The sequence below is a fragment of the Cryobacterium fucosi genome (assembly GCF_004403515.1).
In the GTDB taxonomy this organism is placed as follows: domain Bacteria; phylum Actinomycetota; class Actinomycetes; order Actinomycetales; family Microbacteriaceae; genus Cryobacterium; species Cryobacterium fucosi.
This window is the reverse complement of record NZ_SOHH01000068.1, coordinates 59,570-79,793: the sequence shown is the minus strand read 5'-3', so window position 1 is coordinate 79,793 and position 20,224 is coordinate 59,570. Positions and strand designations below refer to the sequence as shown.

The following is a 20,224-nucleotide window of genomic DNA, read 5'->3' as shown; positions in this document are numbered from 1 at the left end:
GGCCTAGCCCGGTGGCTGGCGGGCGTCGCTTCTACTTCTCGGCGGCGAGTTCACCCGGATGGCTGAACCGCCACTCCGGGCCAGGGTCGCTGATGGTCTTGTCGAGCACGAGCGGCACGCTGACGGTTTTGCCGCCCACGGCGAAGTCGACCGCGCCGACCGTGTCGCCGGCGTCGCCGAGGGTGACCGGACGGGCCGTGGCCACTGCGGTGACCGGGGTGTCCGACCAGACGAGAACGGATGCCGCCTTCGCCGCGACCGCGTGGCTGGCCTGGCCCCATCTGGTGTCGTAGGAGGCGTATGCGGCGCCCTTGTCGGTCAGGGCGACCTCCCGGAACCCGGGCTTCACGCTCTCGATCAGGGCGGAGACGGAGGCGTTGAGCTCGGTGTGGTCCGTGCCGCCGAGCACGACGCCGACCAGGGTGATGGTCTCGGAGCCGACGGCGAATTCCGCCGAGAAGAGCAGGCAGGCCCCGGCCTCGTCGGTGGTGCCCGTCTTCAACCCGGTGACGCCGTGCTTGCCGAGGAGTTTGTTGGTGTTGGTGACGGTGCCGATGGTGGGCAGGTCGGCGGTGCGCTCGGAGACGATCGAGGCGAGGGCAGGGTCGGCGACGACGAGCTTGCCGATCTCGATCAGGTCGGCCGGGGTGCTTTTGCTGCCCGGGGAGAGCCCGCTCGTGTCCGCAACGGCCGTGTCGTCGAGGCCGTGCGCCGCCAGCCAGTCCTGCGCCGCGGCCAGGTAGGCGTCGACCGAACCGAAGGCCCAGACCGCGAGGGAGACGCTGTAGTTGTTCGCCGACGGCAGGATCATCGCTTCCATGGTCTGGCGCTGGCTGAGGACCATCCCGGAGGAGACGGGTGCGACGGACCCGTTCTCGGCGATCACGCCGTAGTAGATGTCGACGTCCTTGTCGGTGAACGTGATCTCCGGGCCCGCCTCCTTGCCGGTCAGGGGCTTCTTGTCGAGCACGACGAGCGCGGTGATCATCTTGGTGATGCTCGCGATCGGCACGGTGCCCTGTTCCCCGCCGGAGCCGAGCACCCCCGGGTAGCCGACGGCGCCGATGGCGCCGGAGCCTTCGCCCGGCCAGGTCAACTGGGCGGCGGGCTGGGTCAGGGCGGCCGGCTGGCTGAGGCTCGCGGCTGCCTCGGGCACAGGGGCCAGGCCGGTGCCGGCGAGGTAGCCGACGCCGCCCAGGACGGCCGCGAGAACCCCGACTACGGCGAGGCGGCGACGGCGGAAGGTTTGGCGTCGGGTCAGCGGCATCCGTCAATTCTACCGTCGGCCGCCGCGGGGACGCGCAGGGCATACAGGGCGACGGCGCTGGCGGAGGCCACGTTGAGCGAATCGACTCCGCGCAGCATCGGGATCGTGACGACCGTGTCGGCGGCGGAGATGGCCAGGGCGCTGAGCCCGTCGCCCTCGGTGCCGAGGATGAGGGCGAGGCGCTCGGGCGGGTCGGCGGCGAAGCGGTCCAGGCTCACCGCATCGTCGGACAGGGCCAGGGCCGCGAGGTGGAAGCCGGCGTCGCGGAGCAGCGGGCCGGCGTCTCCCCACTCGGGCAGCCGCGTCCACGGCACCTGCAGCACGGTTCCCATGCTGACCCTGACGCTGCGCCGGTAGAGCGGATCGGCGCAGCGCGGGGTGATCAGCACCGCGTCGGCGCCGAGTCCGGCGACCGAGCGGAAGATCGCCCCCACGTTCGTGTGGTCGACGATGTCCTCGAGGATGACGATGCGCCGGGCGTCCCGGATCAGGTCGGCGACCGCGGCCAGGGGCGGGCGGTGCATGGCCGCCAGGGCGCCGCGGTGCAGGTTGTAGCCGGTCAGCTTCTCGAGCACGGCCGACTCGCCCACGTAGACGGGCACGTCGGGCCACTCCGCCAGCAACGGGAGCACGTCCGGCAGCCACTGCTCCTGGACGAGCACGGAACGCGGTCGATGCCCGGCCGCCAGCGCCCGCACGATGACCTTGCTCGACTCGGCGATGTACAGGCCCCCCGCCGGTTCGGCGACACGCCGCAGCGCGACATCCGTGAGCCGTGCGTAGTCGGCGAGACCGGGCAGGTCGAGGTCGGTGATGTGAACGATCTGCACAGCGATGGCGCCTTTCGAGGGAGTGAGCGACTCCAGCCTGTCAGGTCCGTCACCCGGCACTGTCACCCGGACGAAAACCCGCGAGTTTAGACTCGGGTGTACAGAGGATGGAGCACCATGACCACCGAGACGCTTCCGGTCTCCGACGCGGTCGCCGCCGAGGCACTGGACACCGTCGCGGAGTTGCTGCGCGGCAGGCAGACCGCGGTGCTCACGGGCGCCGGGATGAGCACGGATTCCGGCATCCCCGACTACCGGGGCAAGGGTGCCCCGGTGCGCACCCCGATGAACTTCCAGACCTTCGTCGATGACGAGCGGGCGCGGAAGAGGTACTGGGCGGGCAGCCATCTCGGCTGGCACCGGTTCCGGACGGCCGAACCGAACCTCGGCCACCGGTCGCTGGCGCGGCTCGAGCAGCACGGCGCCATCTCCGGGGTGATCACCCAGAATGTCGACGGCCTGCACACGAGGGCCGGTTCCCGTCACGTCGTCGACCTGCACGGGTCGATGGATCTCGTGGTGTGCCTCGCCTGCGGGCAGGCGTTCGGCCGGGACAGCGTGGCGGCCCGCCTCGAAGAGGCCAATCCCCTCCTGGGCACAGCGGATGCCGTGCGGGTGGCCCCCGACGGCGACGCCGAGGTCGCAGACGTGGAGGGTTTCGTCATCCCCGCCTGCACGGTGTGCGGGGGAATGCTCAAGCCCAACGTCGTCTTCTTCGGCGAACTGGTGCCGACCGTCAAGTTCACCGAGGCGACCGCCCTGGTGGCCGGGGCGGAGGCCCTCGTCATCGCCGGGTCGTCCCTGGTGGTGAATTCGGGCATCCGTCTGCTCGAACAGGCCAGGCGTCGCAAGTTGCCGATCGTCGTCATCAACCGGGGGGTCACCAAGGGCGACGGCCGGGCGCTGATTAAGCTGGAGGCAGGGACGTCGGAGACGCTCGCGGGCCTCGCGGCCCGACTTGCGGACTGATCCCGGTCCATGCTCGATGACGGAACGGCGGCAATGACCAGACTCTCGATAGTGCGGCACGGGCAGACCGAGTGGAACCTGCGCACCAGGATCCAGGGCAGCACGGATATCCCGCTCAACTCGACCGGGAGAGCCCAGGCCGCGGAGACGGGCCTGCGGCTTCGCGGCCGGCACTGGGACGCGATCGTGACGAGCCCGCTGGACCGCGCGCACGAGACGGCGCGGATCATCGCCGGTGAGCTCGAACTGGCGCAACCCGAGGTGGTCGAGGCGCTCACCGAGCGTCACCACGGCCAGATCGAGGGACTCACCTTCGCCGAACGGCAGTCCCGCTTCCCCAACGGCGTCGCCGTGCCCGGCCTGGAGTCACGCCAGGAGGTGCTGGACCGGGTGCTACCCGCCCTCGGCCTGGTCGCCGCGGCCCGGCCGGGCGAGTGCGTGCTCGTCGTCTGTCACGGCGGCGTGATCGGCACCCTGATCCGAAACAGCACGGGCGGCGAGCGGCCCCGCCACGACGAGCTCATCGCCAACGGGTCGGTGCACGATTTCGTCTGGCGCGAGGGGCGGCTCGAACTCGAGTACTTCGACGCGACCGTGCGCACCCTCACCGAGAACACGCACTACACCGGCTGAGGTGTCGAAACCGGCGGAGGTGTCGAAACCGGCTCAGGGCGCGAAGGACCGGCCGGGTCAGTGCGGCGCGGCCGTGGCGGTGATCAGGGCCAGAAGCTTCCGGGCCGACTCGGCCCAGGTGAACCGGGACGCCAGGGCCACGGAGTGCCGTGAACGCTCGGCCCACTCCCCCGGCCGGTCGAGTCGGGTGATCGCCTCGGCGAGGGCCTCCGGGCTTGCCGGATCGAAGTACAGCGCCGCGTCTCCCCCGATTTCACGGAAGATGGGGATGTCGCTGACCACGATCGGAATTCCTTGGCTCATCGCCTCGACCAGCGGAATACCGAAGCCTTCATCCAGGGAGGCGGTGACCAGCGCGGTCGCACTGCGGAGCACCGCGGAGTACTCGTCGTCGCTGGCGCCGTCATGGAAGACCAGCCTCGCCTGGGGGGCGAGCGCGGCGAGCCGGGCACGCTCCGCCTCGCCCACCCGGCTCATCAGGTGCAGTTCGTGGCCCGGCAGCCCGGCGGCGGCGCGCACGAGCGTGTCGACGTTCTTGTAGGGCATGAACGAGCCCATGTAGACGAGCCGCCCCGTCTCGGGCGTCGTGCGCCGCACCGGAGCCGCGCTGAGAGCGCCGGCGGCATTGGGGACCACCGTGACGGGCCGGTGGGTGAGACGGTGGTCCCGGATCAGGTCGCGGGTGGTCGCCGAGACCGTCACGATCGCGTCGGCACGGTTCAGGAGCATCCGCTGCGGCCACCACGCCAGGTGATACAGGCGCCAGAGCAGACGGACCGCGGCGGGGAAATCACGCGGCGGGGTGCGGTTGCGGTAGTAGATCAGGTCGTGCACGGTGAGGATCAGGCGGTACCGGCGACCCCAGGACCCCATGGTCTGCATGGGGCTGAAGACGACGTCGGGATGCAGCCGGTTGATCTGGCGGGCGAGGAGCGGTTCACGGATGCCGGTGGGGCCGCTCACGAGCTGCCAGGGCAGGGCAGGCAGGAGGTCGAGCTGCCGGTGGTCGCTGATCAGCATGATCACGGGGTGCAGCTTGCCGAGCTCGGTGACCAGGCCAGCGGTGTACCGGCTGATGCCGTCGTGCCGGTCGAACCGGGTGTAGCGGCAATCGAAGACGATCTTCATTCCGGCCGCTCCTGGGCGAGGAAGCGGCGGATCTCATCCGCGGCCCGGGCGGGAACCTCATAGTGGATCAGGTGGCCGACATCGGGGATCACCCGCAGGCTCGCGTTCGGGAACAGCGCCTGCAACCGGTGTTGGGCCGCGACCGGGGTGATGTCGTCCTTGTCGGCGGCGACGAGCAGGGTGGGTTGCGGGATGGCGGCGGCGAACTCGCTGACGTCGGAGCCCACCGACGCGGTGAACGCTTCGAGCACGACCGCACGGTCGGCGAACGCGGAGAAGTACCGGTCGTGCTGGTTGTGGATCCAGCGGCGGAGGTCCCGGTCGCCGGTCTTTGCCATCGTGATGCTCATCGCCCGCACGATCACGCGGTTGCGGAGCAGGGCGAAACCGAGCCGCTCCGGCAGTTTCGCCGCCGCCCAGTAGTAGAACACGGCCAGGCGGGTCAGGATGCCGCGTGGCCCGGACAGGGCGGGCGCGGCGATCGGGTTCACGAGCACGACCTCGTCGGCGGTGAGGCCGCCGGCGATCGCGGCGGCCACGATGATCGATCCGAATGAGTGCCCGAGGATGACCGTGCGCCCGGGGATCGACAGGGCGTCGACGAGTTCGGACAGCCACCGGCCGTAGCCGGCGATATCGTGCCGGATCGGGGTCAACGGACCCGATTCCCCGAAGCCGGGAAGGTCCGGGGAGATGATCCGGAAACCGGGGAGCTGGGCGACGACCGGCTCGAGGCCGTGGTGGTCGCCCCGGAACCCGTGCACCATCACGATGGTGGTGGTCGCTGCCGGGTCGCCGTAGTCCCAGTACCGGGTGTCGCTTCCGAGCACGGTCACCGTGTGCACGGTGACGGGAATCCGGGCGAGCAGTTCGTCATACGGCGAAGGAACGTTCATCAGACCCAGTTTAGGGCGCACGCTCCGCTCGGGCTGGACAGACCCGGTACCGGTGAATCTAGACTCGTGCTGTTCCCGTCGATCAGAGCCCTTCGGGGGCCGGAAGGAATCCTGTGAGTTTCACCGCACCCATCCAGCTGCCCGGTCTCACCCTCGATCCGCGCTGGTATCGCCGCGCCGTGTTCTATGAGGTCATGGTCAGGTCCTTCGTCGACAGCAACGCCGACGGCTCGGGCGACCTCGCCGGCCTGATCTCCAAGCTCGACTACCTGCAGTGGCTGGGAATCGACGCGCTCTGGATCCCGCCGTTCTTCTCCTCCCCGCTGAAGGACGGCGGCTACGACGTGTCCGACTACCGGTCGATCCTGCCGGAGTTCGGCACGCTCGAGGAGTTCAAGGAACTGGTCACGAAGGCCCACGAACGCAATATGCGCATCGTCATCGACCTGCCGTTGAACCACACCTCCGACCAGCACGACTGGTTCCAGCAGTCCAGGGAGAACCCGGACGGGCCGTACGGCGACTACTACGTGTGGAGCGACAGTGACGAGAAGTACCCGGACATCCGGATCATCTTCACCGACACCGAGGAGTCCAACTGGGCCTTCGACTCCGTTCGGCGGCAGTTCTACTTCCACCGGTTCTTCTCCCACCAGCCCGACCTCAACTTCGAGAATCCGGCCGTGCACGAGGCGATCCACGAGGTCGTCCGGTTCTGGCTCGACCTCGGCGTCGACGGATTCAGGCTCGACGCGATCCCCTACCTGTACGAGTCGGAGGAGGGCAACGGCGAGGGCGAACCTCCCACCCACGAATTCGTCCGGAAGCTGCGGGTGCTGGTTGACCGGGACTACCCGGGGCGGATCATGATCGCGGAGGCGAACCAGTGGCCGCGGGAGGTGGCGGCGTTCTTCGGCACCGACGCGGAGCCGGAGTGCCACATGGCCTTCGACTTCCCGGTGATGCCGCGCATCTTCTACTCCCTGCGATCCCAGCGAGCCGACGAACTCGTGCGGGTCCTGTCGGAGACGACGGACATTCCCGCGTCGGCGGGCTGGGCCGTCTTCCTCCGCAACCACGACGAGCTGACGCTGGAGATGGTCAGCGAGGAATACCGCCAGGCCATGTACGGCTGGTACGCCTACGACCCCCGGATGCGGGCGAACATCGGCATCCGCAGGAGGCTCGCCCCGCTCCTGGACAACTCCCGTCACGAGCTGGAGCTCGCCCACGCCCTGTTGTTCGCCCTGCCCGGCAGCCCGTTCCTGTACTACGGCGACGAGATCGGCATGGGCGACAACATCTGGCTGCCCGACCGGGACAGCTCACGCACGCCGATGCAGTGGACGCCCGACCGGAACGCCGGGTTCTCCGCGGCCGATCCGGGCAAGCTCTACCTGCCGCTCGTGCAGTCACTGGTCTACAACTACACCCAGACGAACGTGGAATCCCACCTGGCCCAGTCGGGGTCGCTGCTGCACTGGATCCGGAACGTCATCCACGTGCGCAAGCTTCACCCGACGTTCGGCCTGGGCGCGATCAGGGTGCTGGCCACCGACCACGAGTCCGTCCTCGCATTCACCCGCGAATACGCCGGGTCCGGCACGAATTTCGGCGACCAGCCGGAAACGGTGCTCTGCGTGTTCAGCTTCTCGCACAACCCGGTCGCGTTCCGGATCGACGACCCGGACCTGGCCGGCACCCGCCTCTATGACATCTTCGGCGGTGCGGTGTTTCCGAGCTTCGACGACGCCGGCGTCCTCACCCTGACGCTCGGGGCGCAAAGCTTCTACTGGCTTCACTGCGGTTAGCGGCTGCCCCGCGCTGGAGTGGCACCCGAGCAGTGACGGTGGTCGCCCGTAGGCTGTGCCCATGAGCAACTGGAGCGACACCCTGGCCGTATTCGACCTCGAGACGACCGGCATCGACGTGGAGACGAGCCGAATCGTCTCGGCGACCGTGGCCGTCATCGACCGTACCGGGGAGGTGCTCGAGCGGGTGGACTGGCTGCTGGACCCGGGCATCGAAATCCCCGCCCAGGCCACGAATGTGCACGGCATCACGACCGAGTACGCGACGGAGAACGGCCGTGGGGCCGCTGAGGGGGTCGCCGAGATCGTGGCGACCATCCGCGAGCACCTGGGCCGCGGCCTGCCGCTGGTGGCCTACAACGCGCCGTACGACCTCACCCTGCTCAACCGGGAGTCGCTGCGTCACGGCGTCTCTCCGTTGGTGGCGCCGTCGCCGGTGGTCGATCCACTCGTGATCGACAAGGCGGTCGACCGGTACCGCAAGGGAAAGCGCACCCTGGAGGTCACGAGCGCGTTCTACGGCGTCTCCCTTGACGACGCGCACGATTCCGGTGCGGATGCGATCGCTGCCGGCCGGGTCGCGCAGGCGATCGCCCGCACCCACGCGGCCACGCTCCCGGTCACCGTCTCCGAATTGCATGACCTGCAGGCGAAGTGGTCGCTCGAGCAGGCCGAAAGCTTCCAGGCCTACATGCGGCGGGAGCGCGACCCGGAGTTCGTCGCATCCGGTGGCTGGCCGGAGCGCTGACCTGAATTGCTGACACAGAAAAGGCGACCAGCCGAAGCTGGTCGCCTTTTCTCGTGCACCACGGCGTCTCGCCGCGAGGCTGGGGCCTGGTTACTTGCCGAAGCCCTTGTAGCGCGAGTTGAACTTCTCGACCCGTCCGGCGGAGTCCATGATGCGCTGCTTGCCGGTGTAGAACGGGTGCGACTCGGAGGAGATTTCCACGTCGATGACCGGGTAGGTGGCGCCGTCTTCCCAGTCGATGGTCTTGGAGCTGGAGACCGTCGAACGGGTAAGGAACGTCGCACCCGACGCGAGGTCGCGGAAAACCACGGGAGCGTACGTGGGGTGAATGTCAGACTTCATGAAGACTTCCTTATTGCTGTTCGATTGGTGAGGTGCGCTTCGATCGGCGAGAACAGTCTCGCCAGGTGCGGCGGAAAAGCTATGCGGTCCTGGGACCGACTGTCGAGTTTAGCAGAACCCGGCCGTTGCGACGGCCAGTCCGTCGGGGTTGGGTCCGGTCAGGCCGCGCGGGCGGTGAAGCGCCCGTCGGTTTCACGCAGTTCGATCGGAAGGCCGAACGCCTCGGTGAGCGCCTCGGCGGTGAGCGCCTCGGAGAGGGGCCCGGCGCTGACCACGCCACCTCCGGACAGGAGCAGCGCATGGGTGAACCCGACCGGGATCTCCTCGACGTGGTGGGTGACCATGATGATGGCCGGTGACTTCGGTTCGCTCGCGAAGCCGCCGAGCAGGCGCAGCAGTTCCTCACGGGCGCCGAGGTCGAGGCTGGCGGCGGGTTCGTCCAGGAGCAGAACCTCGGGGTCGGTCATGATCGAGCGCGCGATCTGCACGCGCTTTTGTTCGCCGTCGCTGAGGGTGCCGAACTTCCGGTCGGCGAGGTGGTCGAGTCGCCATTCGGCCAGTACGCGCTGGGCGCGGCGCTCGTCGATCGTCTCGTACTCCTCGTTCCAGCGTCCCGTCACCGAGTAGGCGGCCGTCATGACGACGTCGAGGACCTTCTCGTTGGCGGGAACCTTGCGGGCCATCGCGGTAGACGCGAAGCCGATCCGGGGGCGGAGCTCGAACAGGTCGGTGCCGCCGATCGGCTCCTCAAGGACCTCGGCGCGGCCGCTCGACGGGTGGATCAGGGCGGCCGCGATCTGGAGCAGCGTCGTCTTGCCCGCGCCGTTCGGGCCGAGGATCACCCAGCGCTGATTGTCTTCAACACTCCAATTCACTGAGTCGAGGATGGTTGTGCCAGCCCGGACGACGGAGACGTCGGTGAAGTGTAGAACGTTGACCATACAGCCATGTTATCTGCCGTCGCCGGGCGCCGGGCACGCCGCGGCCGGTGCTAGAGCAGGGAGGCGTAGATCTCCCGGGTGCGGGTGGCGATCTGGCTCCAGCTGAACATTTCCTCCGCGCGGACCCGTCCGGCGCGGCCCATCCGGGCGGCGAGTTCGGGATCGGACAACACCTCCGCCAGGGTCCTGGCCAGGTCGGCGACGAACCGCTCAGGGTCGATCGGGGTGCCGGTGCCGTCGGTGGCCTGGTCGATCGGCACGAGCCTGCCGGTGACGCCGTCGGCGACGACCTCGGGAATGCCGCCGGTGGCGGTGCCGACGACGGGCAGCCCGCAGGCCATCGCCTCGAGGTTGACGATGCCGAGCGGCTCGTACACCGACGGGCAGACGAAGACCGTTCCGGCGGTGAGGACGGCCGCGAGCTCGTGCTGCGGCAGCAGCCGGTCGATCCACACGACGCCGGTGCGCTCGCGTTGCAGCGCCTCGACCCCCGCGGTGACCTCGGCGAGGATCCCGGGAGTGTCAGGTGCGCCGGCGCAGAGGACCAGCTGCACGTCGGCCGGGAGGGCCGCTGCCGCCCGCAACAGGTAGGGCAGGCCCTTCTGCCGGGTGATCCGGCCCACGAAGACCACGGCGGGCCGGTCGGGGTCGATGCCGAGGGCACGCACGGTGTCGCGGTCGACGGTGGGTTTCCACCGCTCGAGGTCGATGCCGTTGTAGACCGTCTGCACCCGGGCCTCGTCCAGCGCCGGGTAGCTGCGGAGGATGTCGCGGCGCATGCCGTCGCTGACGGCGATCACGGCATCCGCGCCCTCGAACGCGGTGCGTTCGATCCAGCTGGACACACGGTAGCCGCCGCCCAACTGTTCGGCCTTCCATGGTCGGAGCGGTTCGAGGCTGTGCGCGGTGACCACGTGCGGCACCCCGTGGAGCAGCTTCGCGATGTGGCCGGCCCCGTTCGCGTACCAGGTGTGCGAGTGCACGATGTCGGCGCCCTGCACGTCCTGGGCCATCTGCAGGTCAACGCCCAGGGTCGCCAGGGTGGCGTTCGCATCGGCGAGCTGGGAGGGGACGCCGTAGGCGAACGTGTCGGCGGCGTCCCGAGGAGCGCCGAAGCAGCGAACGACCACCTCGATGTCCGTGCGCAGGGCACGAACGAGCTCGGCGACGTGCACGCCCGCTCCGCCGTAAATCTCCGGGGGGTACTCCTTGGTCAACAGATCCACTCGCATGCTGTAAAGCTAGCGCAGCCCGACCCAGGACACACCCATCCGTGCTGGTCCGGTGCTCCGGATGGCCCTACTGTAGGGGTATGGAGTCGAAGAAGATCTTTGGAATCGTGCTTGCCGGCGGCGAGGGAAAACGGCTGATGCCGTTGACCGAGGACCGCGCGAAGCCGGCAGTGCCGTTCGGCGGCCACTACCGGTTGATTGACTTCGCGCTGTCCAATCTCATCAACTCGGGGCTCACCCAGATCGTGGTGCTCACCCAGTACAAATCGCACAGCCTGGACCGCCACGTCTCGCAGACCTGGCACGTCTCCGGCGGCCTGTTCAACTCGTATATCGCCTCGGTGCCGGCCCAGCAGCGGCTCGGCAAGCGCTGGTTCAGCGGATCGGCCGACGCGATCCTGCAGAGCCTGAACCTGATCCACGACGAGAAGCCCGACATCGTCGTCGTCGTCGGCGCCGACCACGTCTACCGCATGGACTTCAGCCAGATGATCGCCGCCCACATCGCCTCCGGGGCGGCAGCGACGGTTGCCGCCATCCGGCAGCCGATCGAGCTGGCCGACCAGTTCGGCGTCATCGAGGTCGACGCGGCCACGCCGGACCATATCCGTGACTTCCGTGAGAAGCCGAAGGATGCCGTCGGCCTCGCCGACGCCCCGCACGAGGTGTTCGCCTCGATGGGCAACTACGTCTTCAACGCCGACGCGCTGATCGAGGCCGTTCTCCGTGACGGCGAACGCACCGATTCCAGCCACGACATGGGCGGCGACATCATCCCGGACTTCGTGTCCCGCGGCGAAGCCGGCGTGTACGACCTGCAGCGCAACGTCGTGCCCGGCTCGACCGACCGCGACCGGTACTACTGGCGCGACGTCGGAACGATGGACTCGTTCTTCGAGGCTCACCAGGACCTGATCAGCGCCCTCCCGGTCTTCAACCTGTACAACCAGAAGTGGCCGATCTTCAGCCAGCAGCTGAACTCGCCGCCCGCGAAGTTCGTCCGCGACTCGCACGGCGCCCTCGGCACCATGATCGACTCGATCGTGTCCCTCGGCTGCGTCATCTCCGGCGCGCACATCGAGCGCAGCGTGCTCGGCCCGTGGGCGGCGATCGACTCCGGCGCCCAGGTGGTGGACTCGATCGTCTTCGACCGGGTGCAGATCCAGCCGGGTGCGATCGTGCGCCGGGCGATCCTCGACAAGGACGTCATCGTCGGCGCCGGCGCCGAGATCGGCGTCGACCGCGACCGCGACCTGGCCAGGGGCTTCAGCGTGACCGATTCCGGCATCACCGTTGTCGGCAAGGGCGTGCACGTACACCCGTGACCGTTCCCCCTCGATTCCTCGTCGTCCTTGATGCCGATTCCACCCTCATCGAAAACGAGGTCATCGAGTTGCTGGCGGATGCCGCCGGTTCCCTCGATCTCGTCGCCGAGGTCACCGAACAGGCCATGCGCGGTGAGATCGATTTCGCCGAGAGCCTCCGGGCCCGGGTGAAGACCCTCGCCGGGCTGTCCACCGGTGTCTTCGCGGATGCCCTCCGGCTGATCCGGCCGACGCCGGGAGTGCACGACCTGATCTCTGGGCTGCACGCCAACGGCTGCAGCGTCGGGGTGGTGTCAGGCGGGTTCCATGAGGTGCTCGACCCGCTCGCCGCCCTGTTCGGCCTCGACCACTGGCGGGCCAACCGCCTGGAGGCGGTCGACGGCCGGCTGACCGGCGGCCTGGTCGGTCCGATCATCGACGCCAGGGCCAAGGCTGCCGCCCTCAGGGAGTGGGCCGCGGCGGAGTCGCTGCCGCTCCGGCAGACCGTCGCCGTCGGGGACGGCGCGAACGACCTGCTGATGATGCACGCGGCGGGCCTGGGGATCGCCTTCAACGCGAAGCCCGTGGTGCGTGCCCGGGCCGACCTGGCGATCGACGTCTGCGACCTCAGCCAGGTGCTGCCCGTGCTCGGTCTGCGCGGTTAGTGCCCCATGCCCAATCCGCCGTCGACGGGGATGACCGCGCCGGAGATGTACGCGGCATCGTCGCCGGCCAGCCAGGTGACCACCCGGGCGACCTCGCCCGGGGTGGCGAAACGTCCGGCCGGGATGCTCTTCCTGTAGTCGGCCTGCTGGGTCTCCGACAGTTGCGCCGTCATGTCGGTCTCGATGAAGCCGGGCGCGACCACGTTCGCCGTGATCCCCCTGGCCCCGAGTTCCCGGGTGACGGACCGGGCGAGCCCGACCAGGCCGCTCTTGGACGCGGAATAGTTCACCTGCCCGGCGGAACCGTACAGGCCGACCACACTGGAGATCAGGACGATGCGGCCGAAGCGGGCCTTGAGCATCCCCTTGGACGCTCGTTTCACGACCCGGAACGCACCGCTGAGGTTCGTGTCGATCACCGACGTGAAGTCGTCCTCGGTCATTCGCATCAACAGCGTGTCGCGGGTGATGCCCGCGTTGGCGACGACGACCTCGACCGGGCCGAGCGCGGCCTCGATCTCGGCGAACGCGGTGTCGATCGACACCGCGTCGGTGACGTCCGCGCGCACGGTCAGGCTGCCCTCCGGGCCCTGCCCGGAGCGGGCGGTCACCGCCACCCGGTGGCCCTGCGTGACGAATTCCTCGGCGATGGAAAACCCGATGCCGCGGTTTCCCCCGGTCACGAGAACGGTCCTGACAGTCGTCATGGATGGTCCAATCTTTTCCCAGCGAACGAACAGCCGCACGCACGTAGATTTCAGCTTACGGCGTCCCCGTCCCCGGTCGACGAGACGTAGGCTTATCAGGCGGATCTTTCGCCGGCCGACCGGAGCGATGGCATTCATGAAACAGCAGTCGATCACCTCTTTACCTCCGTCACCGGAGGCCGAACGACGCGCCCGGATGATCAAGTACTCGGTGGCCATGGGCATCCGGATGGTCTGCATCGTGCTGATGCTGTTCGTGAACGGGTGGTGGCTGCTGGTCTGCGCCGCCGGGGCCATACTCCTTCCGTACTTCGCCGTCGTCGTGGCGAACGTGCACGGTGGCGCCCCGGCCGGCACCGTGGTTCGGCCTGGCGCGATCGAGGTCTACCGTCGGCCGGACGACGGGGGCCCGAAGTGATCGGTCTCGGCACCGACCTCGAGTCGGCGACCTGCTCCCGGGCCGGCTGCCGGCAGGACGCGCTCTGGCGGCTGGACTGGCGTAACCCGCGCATTCACACGGGCGAACGGTTCAAGACCTGGCTTGCCTGCGACCAACACGTCGACTTCCTCCGGGACTTCCTGGCGGCGCGCGACTTCCCGCTCACGGTGGCCCCCCTTCCGGGCGAGACGGACCAGGCGTGATCGGCTGGAAATTCGCGTTCACCCGGCGTTGGGCCGGTTACCTCGCGCTCACCATCCTGTTTGCGGCGATCTGTGCGGGACTCGGAACCTGGCAGCTCGCCCGCCGGGCAGAGGCCCTGGCCGAGATCGTCAAGGTCGACGCCAACTTCGACTCGGAGCCGATCCCGCTGGCGGAGGCCCTTCCCGGCCGGCGCGCCTTCACGGAGTCGCAGAAGTGGCTGCCCGTCGTGGTGACCGGAACCTACCTGAAGGCCGACGAGCTGATCGTGCGGAACCGTCCGCTCAACATCCACCCCGGCTTTGAGGTGCTCACGCCGCTTCGGCTGGATGACGGCACCGTCTTCATCGTCGATCGGGGCTGGCTGCCGACCGGCGAGACACCGGATGCGCCGGCGTCCGTTCCGGAGGCACCCGACGGCGAGGTGACCGTCGTCGCCCGGCTGAAGGCGGGCGAACCGTCCCTGGCCGGTCGGTCGGCGCTCGGGGACCAGATCGCCACGATCAACCTCACCGAGGTCGAGGGCAGGCTCGACCTCCCGACCTACACCGGCGCCTACGGCCTGATGAAGTCGGAGGACCCGGCTCCGGCAGAACGCCCGGTGGCGGTCGCCCGGCCGGCACGGGACGAGGGCCCGCACCTGTCGTACGCCTTCCAGTGGTTCGTCTTCGCCCTGCTCGCGTTCGTCGGGCTCGGCTGGGCGATCCGCCAGGAGTTCCGGTCGGTCAACGCCGACGACCCGCAGGAGCGCGCCAGGGCGCTCGAGCGGGCCCGGCGCCAGGCCGCCAGGCCGCCAAGCGACGCGGAGATCGAAGACGACCTGATGGACGCCCCGCGCCGACCCTGAACGCGCTGAACGCGCCCCGGCAGGTCAGGCCAGGGTGATCAGGTCGAGGTAGTCCTTGTTCCAGTGGTCCTCTGTACCGTCGGGCATGATCAGCACCCGCTCGGGGTTGAGGGCTTCGACGGCGCCCTCGTCGTGGCTGACGAGCACCACCGCACCGCTGTAGTGGGCGAGCGCGTCGAGGATCTCCTCGCGGCTGGCGGGGTCCAGGTTGTTGGTCGGTTCGTCGAGGAGCAGCACGTTCGCGCCCGACACGACGATCATGGCCAGGGCGAGCCTGGTCTTCTCGCCGCCGGAGAGCACCCCCGCCGGCTTGTGCGAATCGTCGCCGGTGAACAGGAACGAGCCGAGCACCCGCCGCGCCTCCATCTCGGTGATGTTGGGCGAGGAGGAGACCATGTTCTCAAGCACACTGCGCTTGACGTCGATCGTCTCGTGCTCCTGAGCGTAGTATCCGATCCGCAGGCCGTGGCCGGGTTCGATCCGTCCGGTGTCCGGTTTGTCCACGCCCGCGAGCATCCGCAGCAGGGTGGTCTTGCCGGCGCCGTTGAGGCCGAGGATGACGACCTTGGAGCCGCGGTCGATGGCGAGGTCGACGGCGGCGAAGATTTCCAGGGAACCGTAGCTCTTGGACAGGTCGGTCGCCATCAGCGGGGTGCGGCCGCAGGGAGCGGGCTCGGGGAACCGCAGCTTCGCGACGCGGTCGACGGCGCGCACGGCGTCGAGTCCGGAGAGGAGCTTCTCCGCGCGGGCCACCATCTGGTGGGCGGCGGCGGCCTTGCTCGCCTTGGCGCCGAACCTGGCGGCCTGCAGCTGAAGCGTGGACGCCTTCTTTTCGGCGTTGGCGCGTTCCTTCTTGCGGCGGTCGGCATCCGCGACCCGCTGGCGCTGGTAGTTCTTCCAGTTCATGTTGTAGATGTCGATGACCATGCGGTTGGCATCGAGGTAGAAGACCCGGTTGACGGTGTCGCCGACCAGTTCGATGTCGTGGCTGATGATGATGCAGCCACCGCGGTAGCTCTTGACGAACTCGCGCAGCCAGACGACGGAGTCGGCGTCGAGGTGGTTGGTCGGCTCGTCGAGGATCATCGTCTCGGCGGCGGAGAACAGGATGCGCGCGAGCTCGATCCTGCGGCGCTGTCCACCCGAGAGGGTCTTCAGCTGCTGGTCCAGGATGCGGTCCGGGAGGTTGAGGTTGCTGGCGATCGAGGCCGCCTCCGCCTCCGCCGCGTACCCGCCGAGGGCGTTGAACTGGTCGGTCAGAGTTCCATAGGTGCGCATCGCCTTCGCTGCGATCCGGGGGTCTGCGCTGCCCATGTCGAGGCCGGCCTGGTGGAGCCCCAGGGAAATTGTGCCGAGGCCGCGCGCATCGAGGATGCGGGTGCGGGCGAGCATCTCCGGGTCGCCGGAGCGGGGGTCCTGGGGCAGGTAGCCGATCTCACCGGTGCGGTCGATCTCACCCTTGGTCGGCACGGTCTCCCCCGCCAACGTCTTCGTCAGGGTCGTCTTGCCCGCGCCGTTGCGGCCGACCAGGCCGATCTTGTCACCGGCCGAGACCCGGAAACTGACGTCTTCCATGAGCACGCGCGCCCCAACTCGGATCTCGAGATTTTGCACACTGAGCACAGCAATAGTCCGTTCACGGGGTTGTGGGAGTCTCCGGCCCGACCGGGCCGACTATCAAGTATATTTGTTCGCTCGGGTCCGTGCGCGCGGGAAGCTAGGACAGCGCCCCGGAGAGCGTCTTTTCGACCCATTCCCGGTACGCCGCGACCGACCAGCCGAGGTCGAAAACCAACGACCGATAGGCCTGCGGATGCCCGATCGCCCAGATCGCGGCCGCCGCCTCGTGGTCGCTCAGGCCCGCTCGCAGTCCGCGCAGTCCGCGCAGGGTCGAAGCGGCCTCGCCGTACTGGAACAGTCGCCGTGACGACTGCCGCAGTTCGAGCTTCGCCACGTCCTGGTCGACGCCCGCGGCCTGAGTGATGATCCGGTGAACCCCGGCGGTACGAGCGTTCACCTCGACGATCTCCGCCGCCAGCATCCGGATCACCTCGCCCGCCGATCGGGCCCTCGACCCCTGTTCCCGTCCGGCATCGCGGACCGGGCCCGGGGGCCCCGGGGCCTTGGTACGGTCGAGCACCGCGGCGAGCACGTCGGCCTTGCCGCCGATCGAGTTGTAGATGGTCTGCACGGCGACGCCGGCGTTCTCCGCGATGGCGGCGATCGAGGTCGGGATGTACCCGCGTTCGAGCATGAGTCGCTGTGCGGCCTCGACGATCACCTCTCGGGTGGCCGCGGCCTGCGTCGTGCGTCGCGTTGCCGGTGATTCAGGCGTTCCGTCCATGGCAGTTAGCATACCGCTCCACTCACTGGAACGACCCTCCACACACGTGATGGCGCGACTGAGACGCTGCTTCGGCTCCCGGACGAGAAAGCGGATGCCCGCGCGGTCAGGACCGCGCGGGCATCCGCTTTCTGCAGAGGAACCCAGCCGGCCGGGCCGGGAAGTCGGGGCTCAGATCGAGAAGCCGAGGGCGCGCATCATGTCGCGGCCGTCGTCGGTGATCTTCTCCGGGCCCCACGGCGGCATCCAGACCCAGTTGATGCGGAACTGGTCGACGACGCCGTCCAGGGCCTCTGCGGTCTGTTCCTCGAGCACATCGGTCAGTGGGCAGCCCGCGGAGGTCAGCGTCATGTGGATGATCAGGGCGTCGTTCTCGTCGTCCCAGCCCAGGTCGTAGATCAGACCGAGGTCGACGACGTTGATGCCCAGTTCGGGGTCCATGACGTCTTTGAGCGCTTCTTCGATTTCGTCGAATCGCGCCGGTGTCAGCGATGAAACCATGCTTTTAGCCTACGTTCGATTCGGTCAGAAAGCGATCGTAGCCCTCGTCCTCGAGCCGGTCGGCGAGTTCGGGGCCGCCCTGTTCGGCGATCCGTCCGTCAACGAACACGTGCACGAAGTCGGGCGTGATGTAGCGGAGGATACGGGTGTAGTGCGTGATCAGGAGCAGTCCGAGGCCGGTGTTCTCCTTGGCCCGGTTCACGCCCTCCGACACGATCTTGAGCGCGTCGACGTCGAGTCCGGAGTCCGTCTCGTCGAGCACGGCGAACTTGGGCTTGAGCAGTTCGAGCTGGAGGATCTCGTTGCGTTTCTTCTCGCCGCCCGAGAAACCCTCGTTGACGTTCCGCTCGGCGAAGCTCTTGTCCATCCGGAGGCGCGCCATCGACTCGCGGACGTCCTTGATCCAGGTGCGGATGGCCGGAGCCTCGCCGTCGATCGCGGTCTTCGCGGTTCGGAGGAAGTTCGTCACGGTGACGCCGGGGATCTCGACCGGGTACTGCATGGCCAGGAACAGTCCGGCCCTGGCGCGCTGGTCCACGGTCATGGTAGTGACCTCCTCGCCGTCGAGCAGGATCGAGCCGCTGTCGACCTTGTATTTGGGGTGACCGGCGATCGTGTACGCGAGGGTGGACTTGCCGGAGCCGTTCGGGCCCATGATGGCGTGGATCTCGCCCTCGTTGATGGTCAGGTCGACCCCGCGCAGGATCTGCTTGGTGCCCTGGTCGGTCTCGACGCTGACGTGCAGGCCTTTGATCTCAAGAACAGACATGGATTCGCTATCTCTTTCATTCTCCGGCGCTGGCGCCGGTACGTTGGGTGGCTGGGGGCCAGAGGGTCGGTTGCCGACCAGGCCGGAGGGTCCGTTGCCGACCAGGTCAGACGGGCACGATGACGGATGGGTCGATGTAGACGTCGCCGTCGATGAGTTCGACCTTGAAGACCGGTACCGGCTCGTAGGCCGGTAGGTTCAGGGGCTTGCCTGTCTTCAGGGAGAACTTGGAACCGTGAGCCCAGCATTCGACGGTGTCGTCCTCGACGAACCCCTCGGACAGGGAGATGTCCCCGTGCGTGCAGGTGTCGCCGATGGCGAACACGTCGCCGGCCGCGTCGCGAACGACGACGATGGGCACCCCGTCGATTTCGACCTTGACTGCCTCATTCGGTTCGAGTTCGTCGAACGCGCAGATTTTTGTGGACGCCATTGTTACTCTTCCTCTGTTCCGCGGAGTTCCGCTTCGATCGCTGCCTGGAGCCGGTCCTCGAGCGGTGCCGAGCCGATCTGCTGCACGATTTCGCTGAGGAAGCCGCGCACGACGAGTCGGCGTGCCTCCTCCTCGGTGATGCCTCTGGCCTGCAGGTAGAAGAGCTGCTCGTCGTCGAAGCGCCCGGTCGCGCTGGCGTGGCCGGCACCCTTGATGTCGCCGGTCTCGATCTCCAGGTTCGGGATCGAGTCGGCGCGGGTGCCTTTGGTGAGCACGAGGTTGCGGTTCTGCTCGTAGCTGTCCGTGCCGGCCGCCTTGCGGCCGATCAGCACGTCCCCGATCCACACGGTGCGTGCGCCCGTGCCCTGCAGCGCGCCCTTGTAGGTGACCCGGCTGCGGCTGTTCGGTGCGTCGTGGTTGACGTAGACCTGCTGTTCGAGGTGCTGCCCGGCGTCGGCGAAGTAGAGGCCGAGGAGCTCGGCCTCCGAGCCGGGGCCGGCCAGCCGCACGGACGGGTTCACCCGAACGATGCTGCCGCCGAGCGAGACCACGATGTGCTTGAGGCGCGCGTCGCGTCCGATCGAAGCGAAGTGGTTCGCGAGGTGCACCGCGCCGTCGTTCCATTCCTGGAGGGTCACCACGGTGAGGTTCGCGGATTCGCCGAGGATGATCTCGACGTTCTCGGTGAGCCGCGCGTCCCCGGTGTTCTCGAGGATGACCACGGCCTGGCTGAACGGCAACGCGTCGATGATGGTGTGCGCACCACGCGGTGCGGAGCCCAGGCCGGCACGGGTGACCGTGACCTCCTTGGCTTCCTCGCCACTGACGGTGATCGCCAGGGCCTGGTCGAAACTCGACCAGGCGTTGGCTGCGGCGCGTTCCTCCGGGGCTCCGGCGGTGCCGATCCGGGAGTCGTCCCGGTCGACCCAGCCGACGGTGATGCCGGCGTTCGGGGTGGATTCCACAGGGTAGACGGAGCCGTCGAGTTCGCCGGCCGTGAGGTCGGTGAACTTGGCGACCGGGGAGAGCTTCCAGACGGCTTCGCGCCCGGTCACCGGCGCGAAATCCGCGACGTTGACGCTCTTGAACCGGTCGGACCGGGTCTGGACCGGTACGAAACCGAACCGTCCGTCCGAGTGTTCCTTGATTCCGTGCTGCTCTGCGGTGGGCATTGCTTCGGTTGTTGGCACCGGGGGGGTCACTGCCGATTCTTGAGT

At 68.3% G+C, this 20,224-nt stretch carries 23 protein-coding genes; 9 read left to right on the top strand and 14 right to left on the bottom strand.

Annotated elements, in window-relative coordinates; all coding sequences use genetic code 11:
- Nucleotides 1-31: 31 nt before the first annotated feature.
- Together E3T48_RS10030 and E3T48_RS10025 are read right to left on the bottom strand one after the other, a co-directional pair.
- Nucleotides 32-1,267 (bottom strand): D-alanyl-D-alanine carboxypeptidase family protein, encoded by a 1,236-nt coding sequence (locus E3T48_RS10030; protein ID WP_134523923.1) that lies wholly within the window; start codon nucleotides 1,265-1,267, stop codon nucleotides 32-34.
- Nucleotides 1,258-2,097 carry a TrmH family RNA methyltransferase gene (locus E3T48_RS10025; protein WP_134523922.1) on the bottom strand — a complete coding sequence of 280 codons (840 nt, stop codon included), beginning with the start codon at nucleotides 2,095-2,097 and terminating at the stop codon, nucleotides 1,258-1,260. Before E3T48_RS10025 ends, E3T48_RS10030 begins: the two co-directional genes overlap by 10 nt.
- 117 nt (nucleotides 2,098-2,214) lie before the next feature.
- Here E3T48_RS10025 and E3T48_RS10020 point away from each other — a divergent pair, with 117 nt between their 5' ends.
- Together E3T48_RS10020 and E3T48_RS10015 are read left to right on the top strand one after the other, a co-directional pair.
- Entirely contained in the window at nucleotides 2,215-3,066 is an 852-nt protein-coding gene (locus E3T48_RS10020) for a Sir2 family NAD-dependent protein deacetylase (protein WP_134523921.1), read from the top strand.
- Nucleotides 3,067-3,099: 33 nt separating this feature from the next.
- Nucleotides 3,100-3,699: a histidine phosphatase family protein gene (locus E3T48_RS10015; RefSeq protein ID WP_134523920.1), complete on the top strand. Its 600-nt coding sequence runs from the start codon at nucleotides 3,100-3,102 to the stop codon at nucleotides 3,697-3,699.
- Between the two features lie 57 nt (nucleotides 3,700-3,756).
- Here E3T48_RS10015 and E3T48_RS10010 read toward each other — a convergent pair whose 3' ends face one another.
- Both E3T48_RS10010 and E3T48_RS10005 read right to left on the bottom strand, forming a co-directional pair.
- On the bottom strand, nucleotides 3,757-4,827 hold the full coding sequence (locus tag E3T48_RS10010) for a glycosyltransferase family 4 protein (RefSeq protein WP_134523919.1): 1,071 nt from the start codon (nucleotides 4,825-4,827) through the stop codon (nucleotides 3,757-3,759).
- Entirely contained in the window at nucleotides 4,824-5,723 is a 900-nt protein-coding gene (locus E3T48_RS10005; RefSeq protein ID WP_134523918.1) for an alpha/beta fold hydrolase, read from the bottom strand. Before E3T48_RS10005 ends, E3T48_RS10010 begins: the two co-directional genes overlap by 4 nt.
- Before the next feature lie 113 nt (nucleotides 5,724-5,836).
- On the opposite strand from E3T48_RS10005, the gene treS reads away from it, so the two are divergent.
- On the top strand, nucleotides 5,837-7,534 hold the full coding sequence (gene treS / locus E3T48_RS10000) for a maltose alpha-D-glucosyltransferase (protein ID WP_134523917.1): 1,698 nt from the start codon (nucleotides 5,837-5,839) through the stop codon (nucleotides 7,532-7,534).
- Nucleotides 7,535-7,595: 61 nt separating this feature from the next.
- The gene (locus E3T48_RS09995) at nucleotides 7,596-8,282 is read left to right on the top strand and encodes a 3'-5' exonuclease (RefSeq protein ID WP_134523916.1); all 687 of its coding nucleotides are present in this window, start codon (nucleotides 7,596-7,598) and stop codon (nucleotides 8,280-8,282) included.
- 90 nt (nucleotides 8,283-8,372) lie between these two features.
- Here the strand turns inward: E3T48_RS09995 and E3T48_RS09990 are convergent, their stop codons facing one another.
- The 3 genes from E3T48_RS09990 to glgA all read right to left on the bottom strand — a co-directional run bounded on the left by E3T48_RS09990 (nucleotide 8,373) and on the right by glgA (nucleotide 10,797).
- Entirely contained in the window at nucleotides 8,373-8,624 is a 252-nt protein-coding gene (locus E3T48_RS09990) for a type B 50S ribosomal protein L31 (RefSeq protein WP_134506572.1), read from the bottom strand.
- Nucleotides 8,625-8,782: 158 nt separating this feature from the next.
- Complete coding sequence (locus tag E3T48_RS09985) at nucleotides 8,783-9,565, bottom strand: ABC transporter ATP-binding protein (RefSeq protein ID WP_134523915.1); 783 nt, start codon at nucleotides 9,563-9,565, stop codon at nucleotides 8,783-8,785.
- A 50-nt stretch (nucleotides 9,566-9,615) separates the two neighbouring features.
- Nucleotides 9,616-10,797 (bottom strand): glycogen synthase, encoded by a 1,182-nt coding sequence (glgA, locus tag E3T48_RS09980; protein ID WP_134523914.1) that lies wholly within the window; start codon nucleotides 10,795-10,797, stop codon nucleotides 9,616-9,618.
- Between the two features lie 80 nt (nucleotides 10,798-10,877).
- Between glgA and glgC the strand changes: the two genes are divergently transcribed.
- Both glgC and serB read left to right on the top strand, forming a co-directional pair.
- Nucleotides 10,878-12,122: a glucose-1-phosphate adenylyltransferase gene (gene glgC, locus E3T48_RS09975; RefSeq protein WP_134523913.1), complete on the top strand. Its 1,245-nt coding sequence runs from the start codon at nucleotides 10,878-10,880 to the stop codon at nucleotides 12,120-12,122.
- A complete protein-coding gene (gene serB / locus E3T48_RS09970; RefSeq protein WP_134523912.1) occupies nucleotides 12,119-12,766 on the top strand; it encodes a phosphoserine phosphatase SerB in 648 nt (215 codons plus the stop codon). Before glgC ends, serB begins: the two co-directional genes overlap by 4 nt.
- On the opposite strand, the gene fabG is transcribed toward serB, so the two are convergent.
- Nucleotides 12,763-13,473, bottom strand: coding sequence for a 3-oxoacyl-ACP reductase FabG (gene fabG, locus E3T48_RS09965; RefSeq protein WP_134523911.1), 711 nt, complete (start codon nucleotides 13,471-13,473; stop codon nucleotides 12,763-12,765). The genes serB and fabG overlap by 4 nt on opposite strands.
- 127 nt (nucleotides 13,474-13,600) lie before the next feature.
- On the opposite strand from fabG, the gene E3T48_RS09960 reads away from it, so the two are divergent.
- Genes E3T48_RS09960 through E3T48_RS09950 form a run of 3 tightly spaced genes read left to right on the top strand, consistent with a single transcriptional unit; the run spans nucleotide 13,601 to nucleotide 14,960 of the window.
- Nucleotides 13,601-13,891 (top strand): DUF3099 domain-containing protein, encoded by a 291-nt coding sequence (locus tag E3T48_RS09960; protein WP_134523910.1) that lies wholly within the window; start codon nucleotides 13,601-13,603, stop codon nucleotides 13,889-13,891.
- A complete protein-coding gene (locus tag E3T48_RS09955; protein WP_134523909.1) occupies nucleotides 13,888-14,115 on the top strand; it encodes a hypothetical protein in 228 nt (75 codons plus the stop codon). Before E3T48_RS09960 ends, E3T48_RS09955 begins: the two co-directional genes overlap by 4 nt.
- On the top strand, nucleotides 14,112-14,960 hold the full coding sequence (locus E3T48_RS09950; protein ID WP_134523908.1) for an SURF1 family cytochrome oxidase biogenesis protein: 849 nt from the start codon (nucleotides 14,112-14,114) through the stop codon (nucleotides 14,958-14,960). The genes E3T48_RS09955 and E3T48_RS09950 overlap by 4 nt, the downstream gene beginning before the upstream one ends.
- A 24-nt stretch (nucleotides 14,961-14,984) precedes the next feature.
- On the opposite strand, the gene E3T48_RS09945 is transcribed toward E3T48_RS09950, so the two are convergent.
- The 6 genes from E3T48_RS09945 to sufD all read right to left on the bottom strand — a co-directional run bounded on the left by E3T48_RS09945 (nucleotide 14,985) and on the right by sufD (nucleotide 20,179).
- The gene (locus tag E3T48_RS09945; protein ID WP_134523907.1) at nucleotides 14,985-16,583 is read right to left on the bottom strand and encodes an ABC-F family ATP-binding cassette domain-containing protein; all 1,599 of its coding nucleotides are present in this window, start codon (nucleotides 16,581-16,583) and stop codon (nucleotides 14,985-14,987) included.
- Nucleotides 16,584-16,677: 94 nt separating this feature from the next.
- Entirely contained in the window at nucleotides 16,678-17,304 is a 627-nt protein-coding gene (locus E3T48_RS09940; RefSeq protein ID WP_134523906.1) for a TetR/AcrR family transcriptional regulator, read from the bottom strand.
- A gap of 171 nt (nucleotides 17,305-17,475) precedes the next feature.
- Nucleotides 17,476-17,805 carry a metal-sulfur cluster assembly factor gene (locus E3T48_RS09935; protein ID WP_134506592.1) on the bottom strand — a complete coding sequence of 110 codons (330 nt, stop codon included), beginning with the start codon at nucleotides 17,803-17,805 and terminating at the stop codon, nucleotides 17,476-17,478.
- A 4-nt stretch (nucleotides 17,806-17,809) separates the two neighbouring features.
- Complete coding sequence (gene sufC / locus E3T48_RS09930) at nucleotides 17,810-18,574, bottom strand: Fe-S cluster assembly ATPase SufC (RefSeq protein WP_134523905.1); 765 nt, start codon at nucleotides 18,572-18,574, stop codon at nucleotides 17,810-17,812.
- A 106-nt stretch (nucleotides 18,575-18,680) separates the two neighbouring features.
- Nucleotides 18,681-19,007, bottom strand: a complete 327-nt coding sequence (locus E3T48_RS09925; RefSeq protein WP_134523904.1) for a non-heme iron oxygenase ferredoxin subunit — start codon at nucleotides 19,005-19,007, stop codon at nucleotides 18,681-18,683.
- Between the two features lie 2 nt (nucleotides 19,008-19,009).
- Nucleotides 19,010-20,179: a Fe-S cluster assembly protein SufD gene (sufD, locus tag E3T48_RS09920; RefSeq protein WP_134523903.1), complete on the bottom strand. Its 1,170-nt coding sequence runs from the start codon at nucleotides 20,177-20,179 to the stop codon at nucleotides 19,010-19,012.
- Nucleotides 20,180-20,224: the final 45 nt, after the last annotated feature.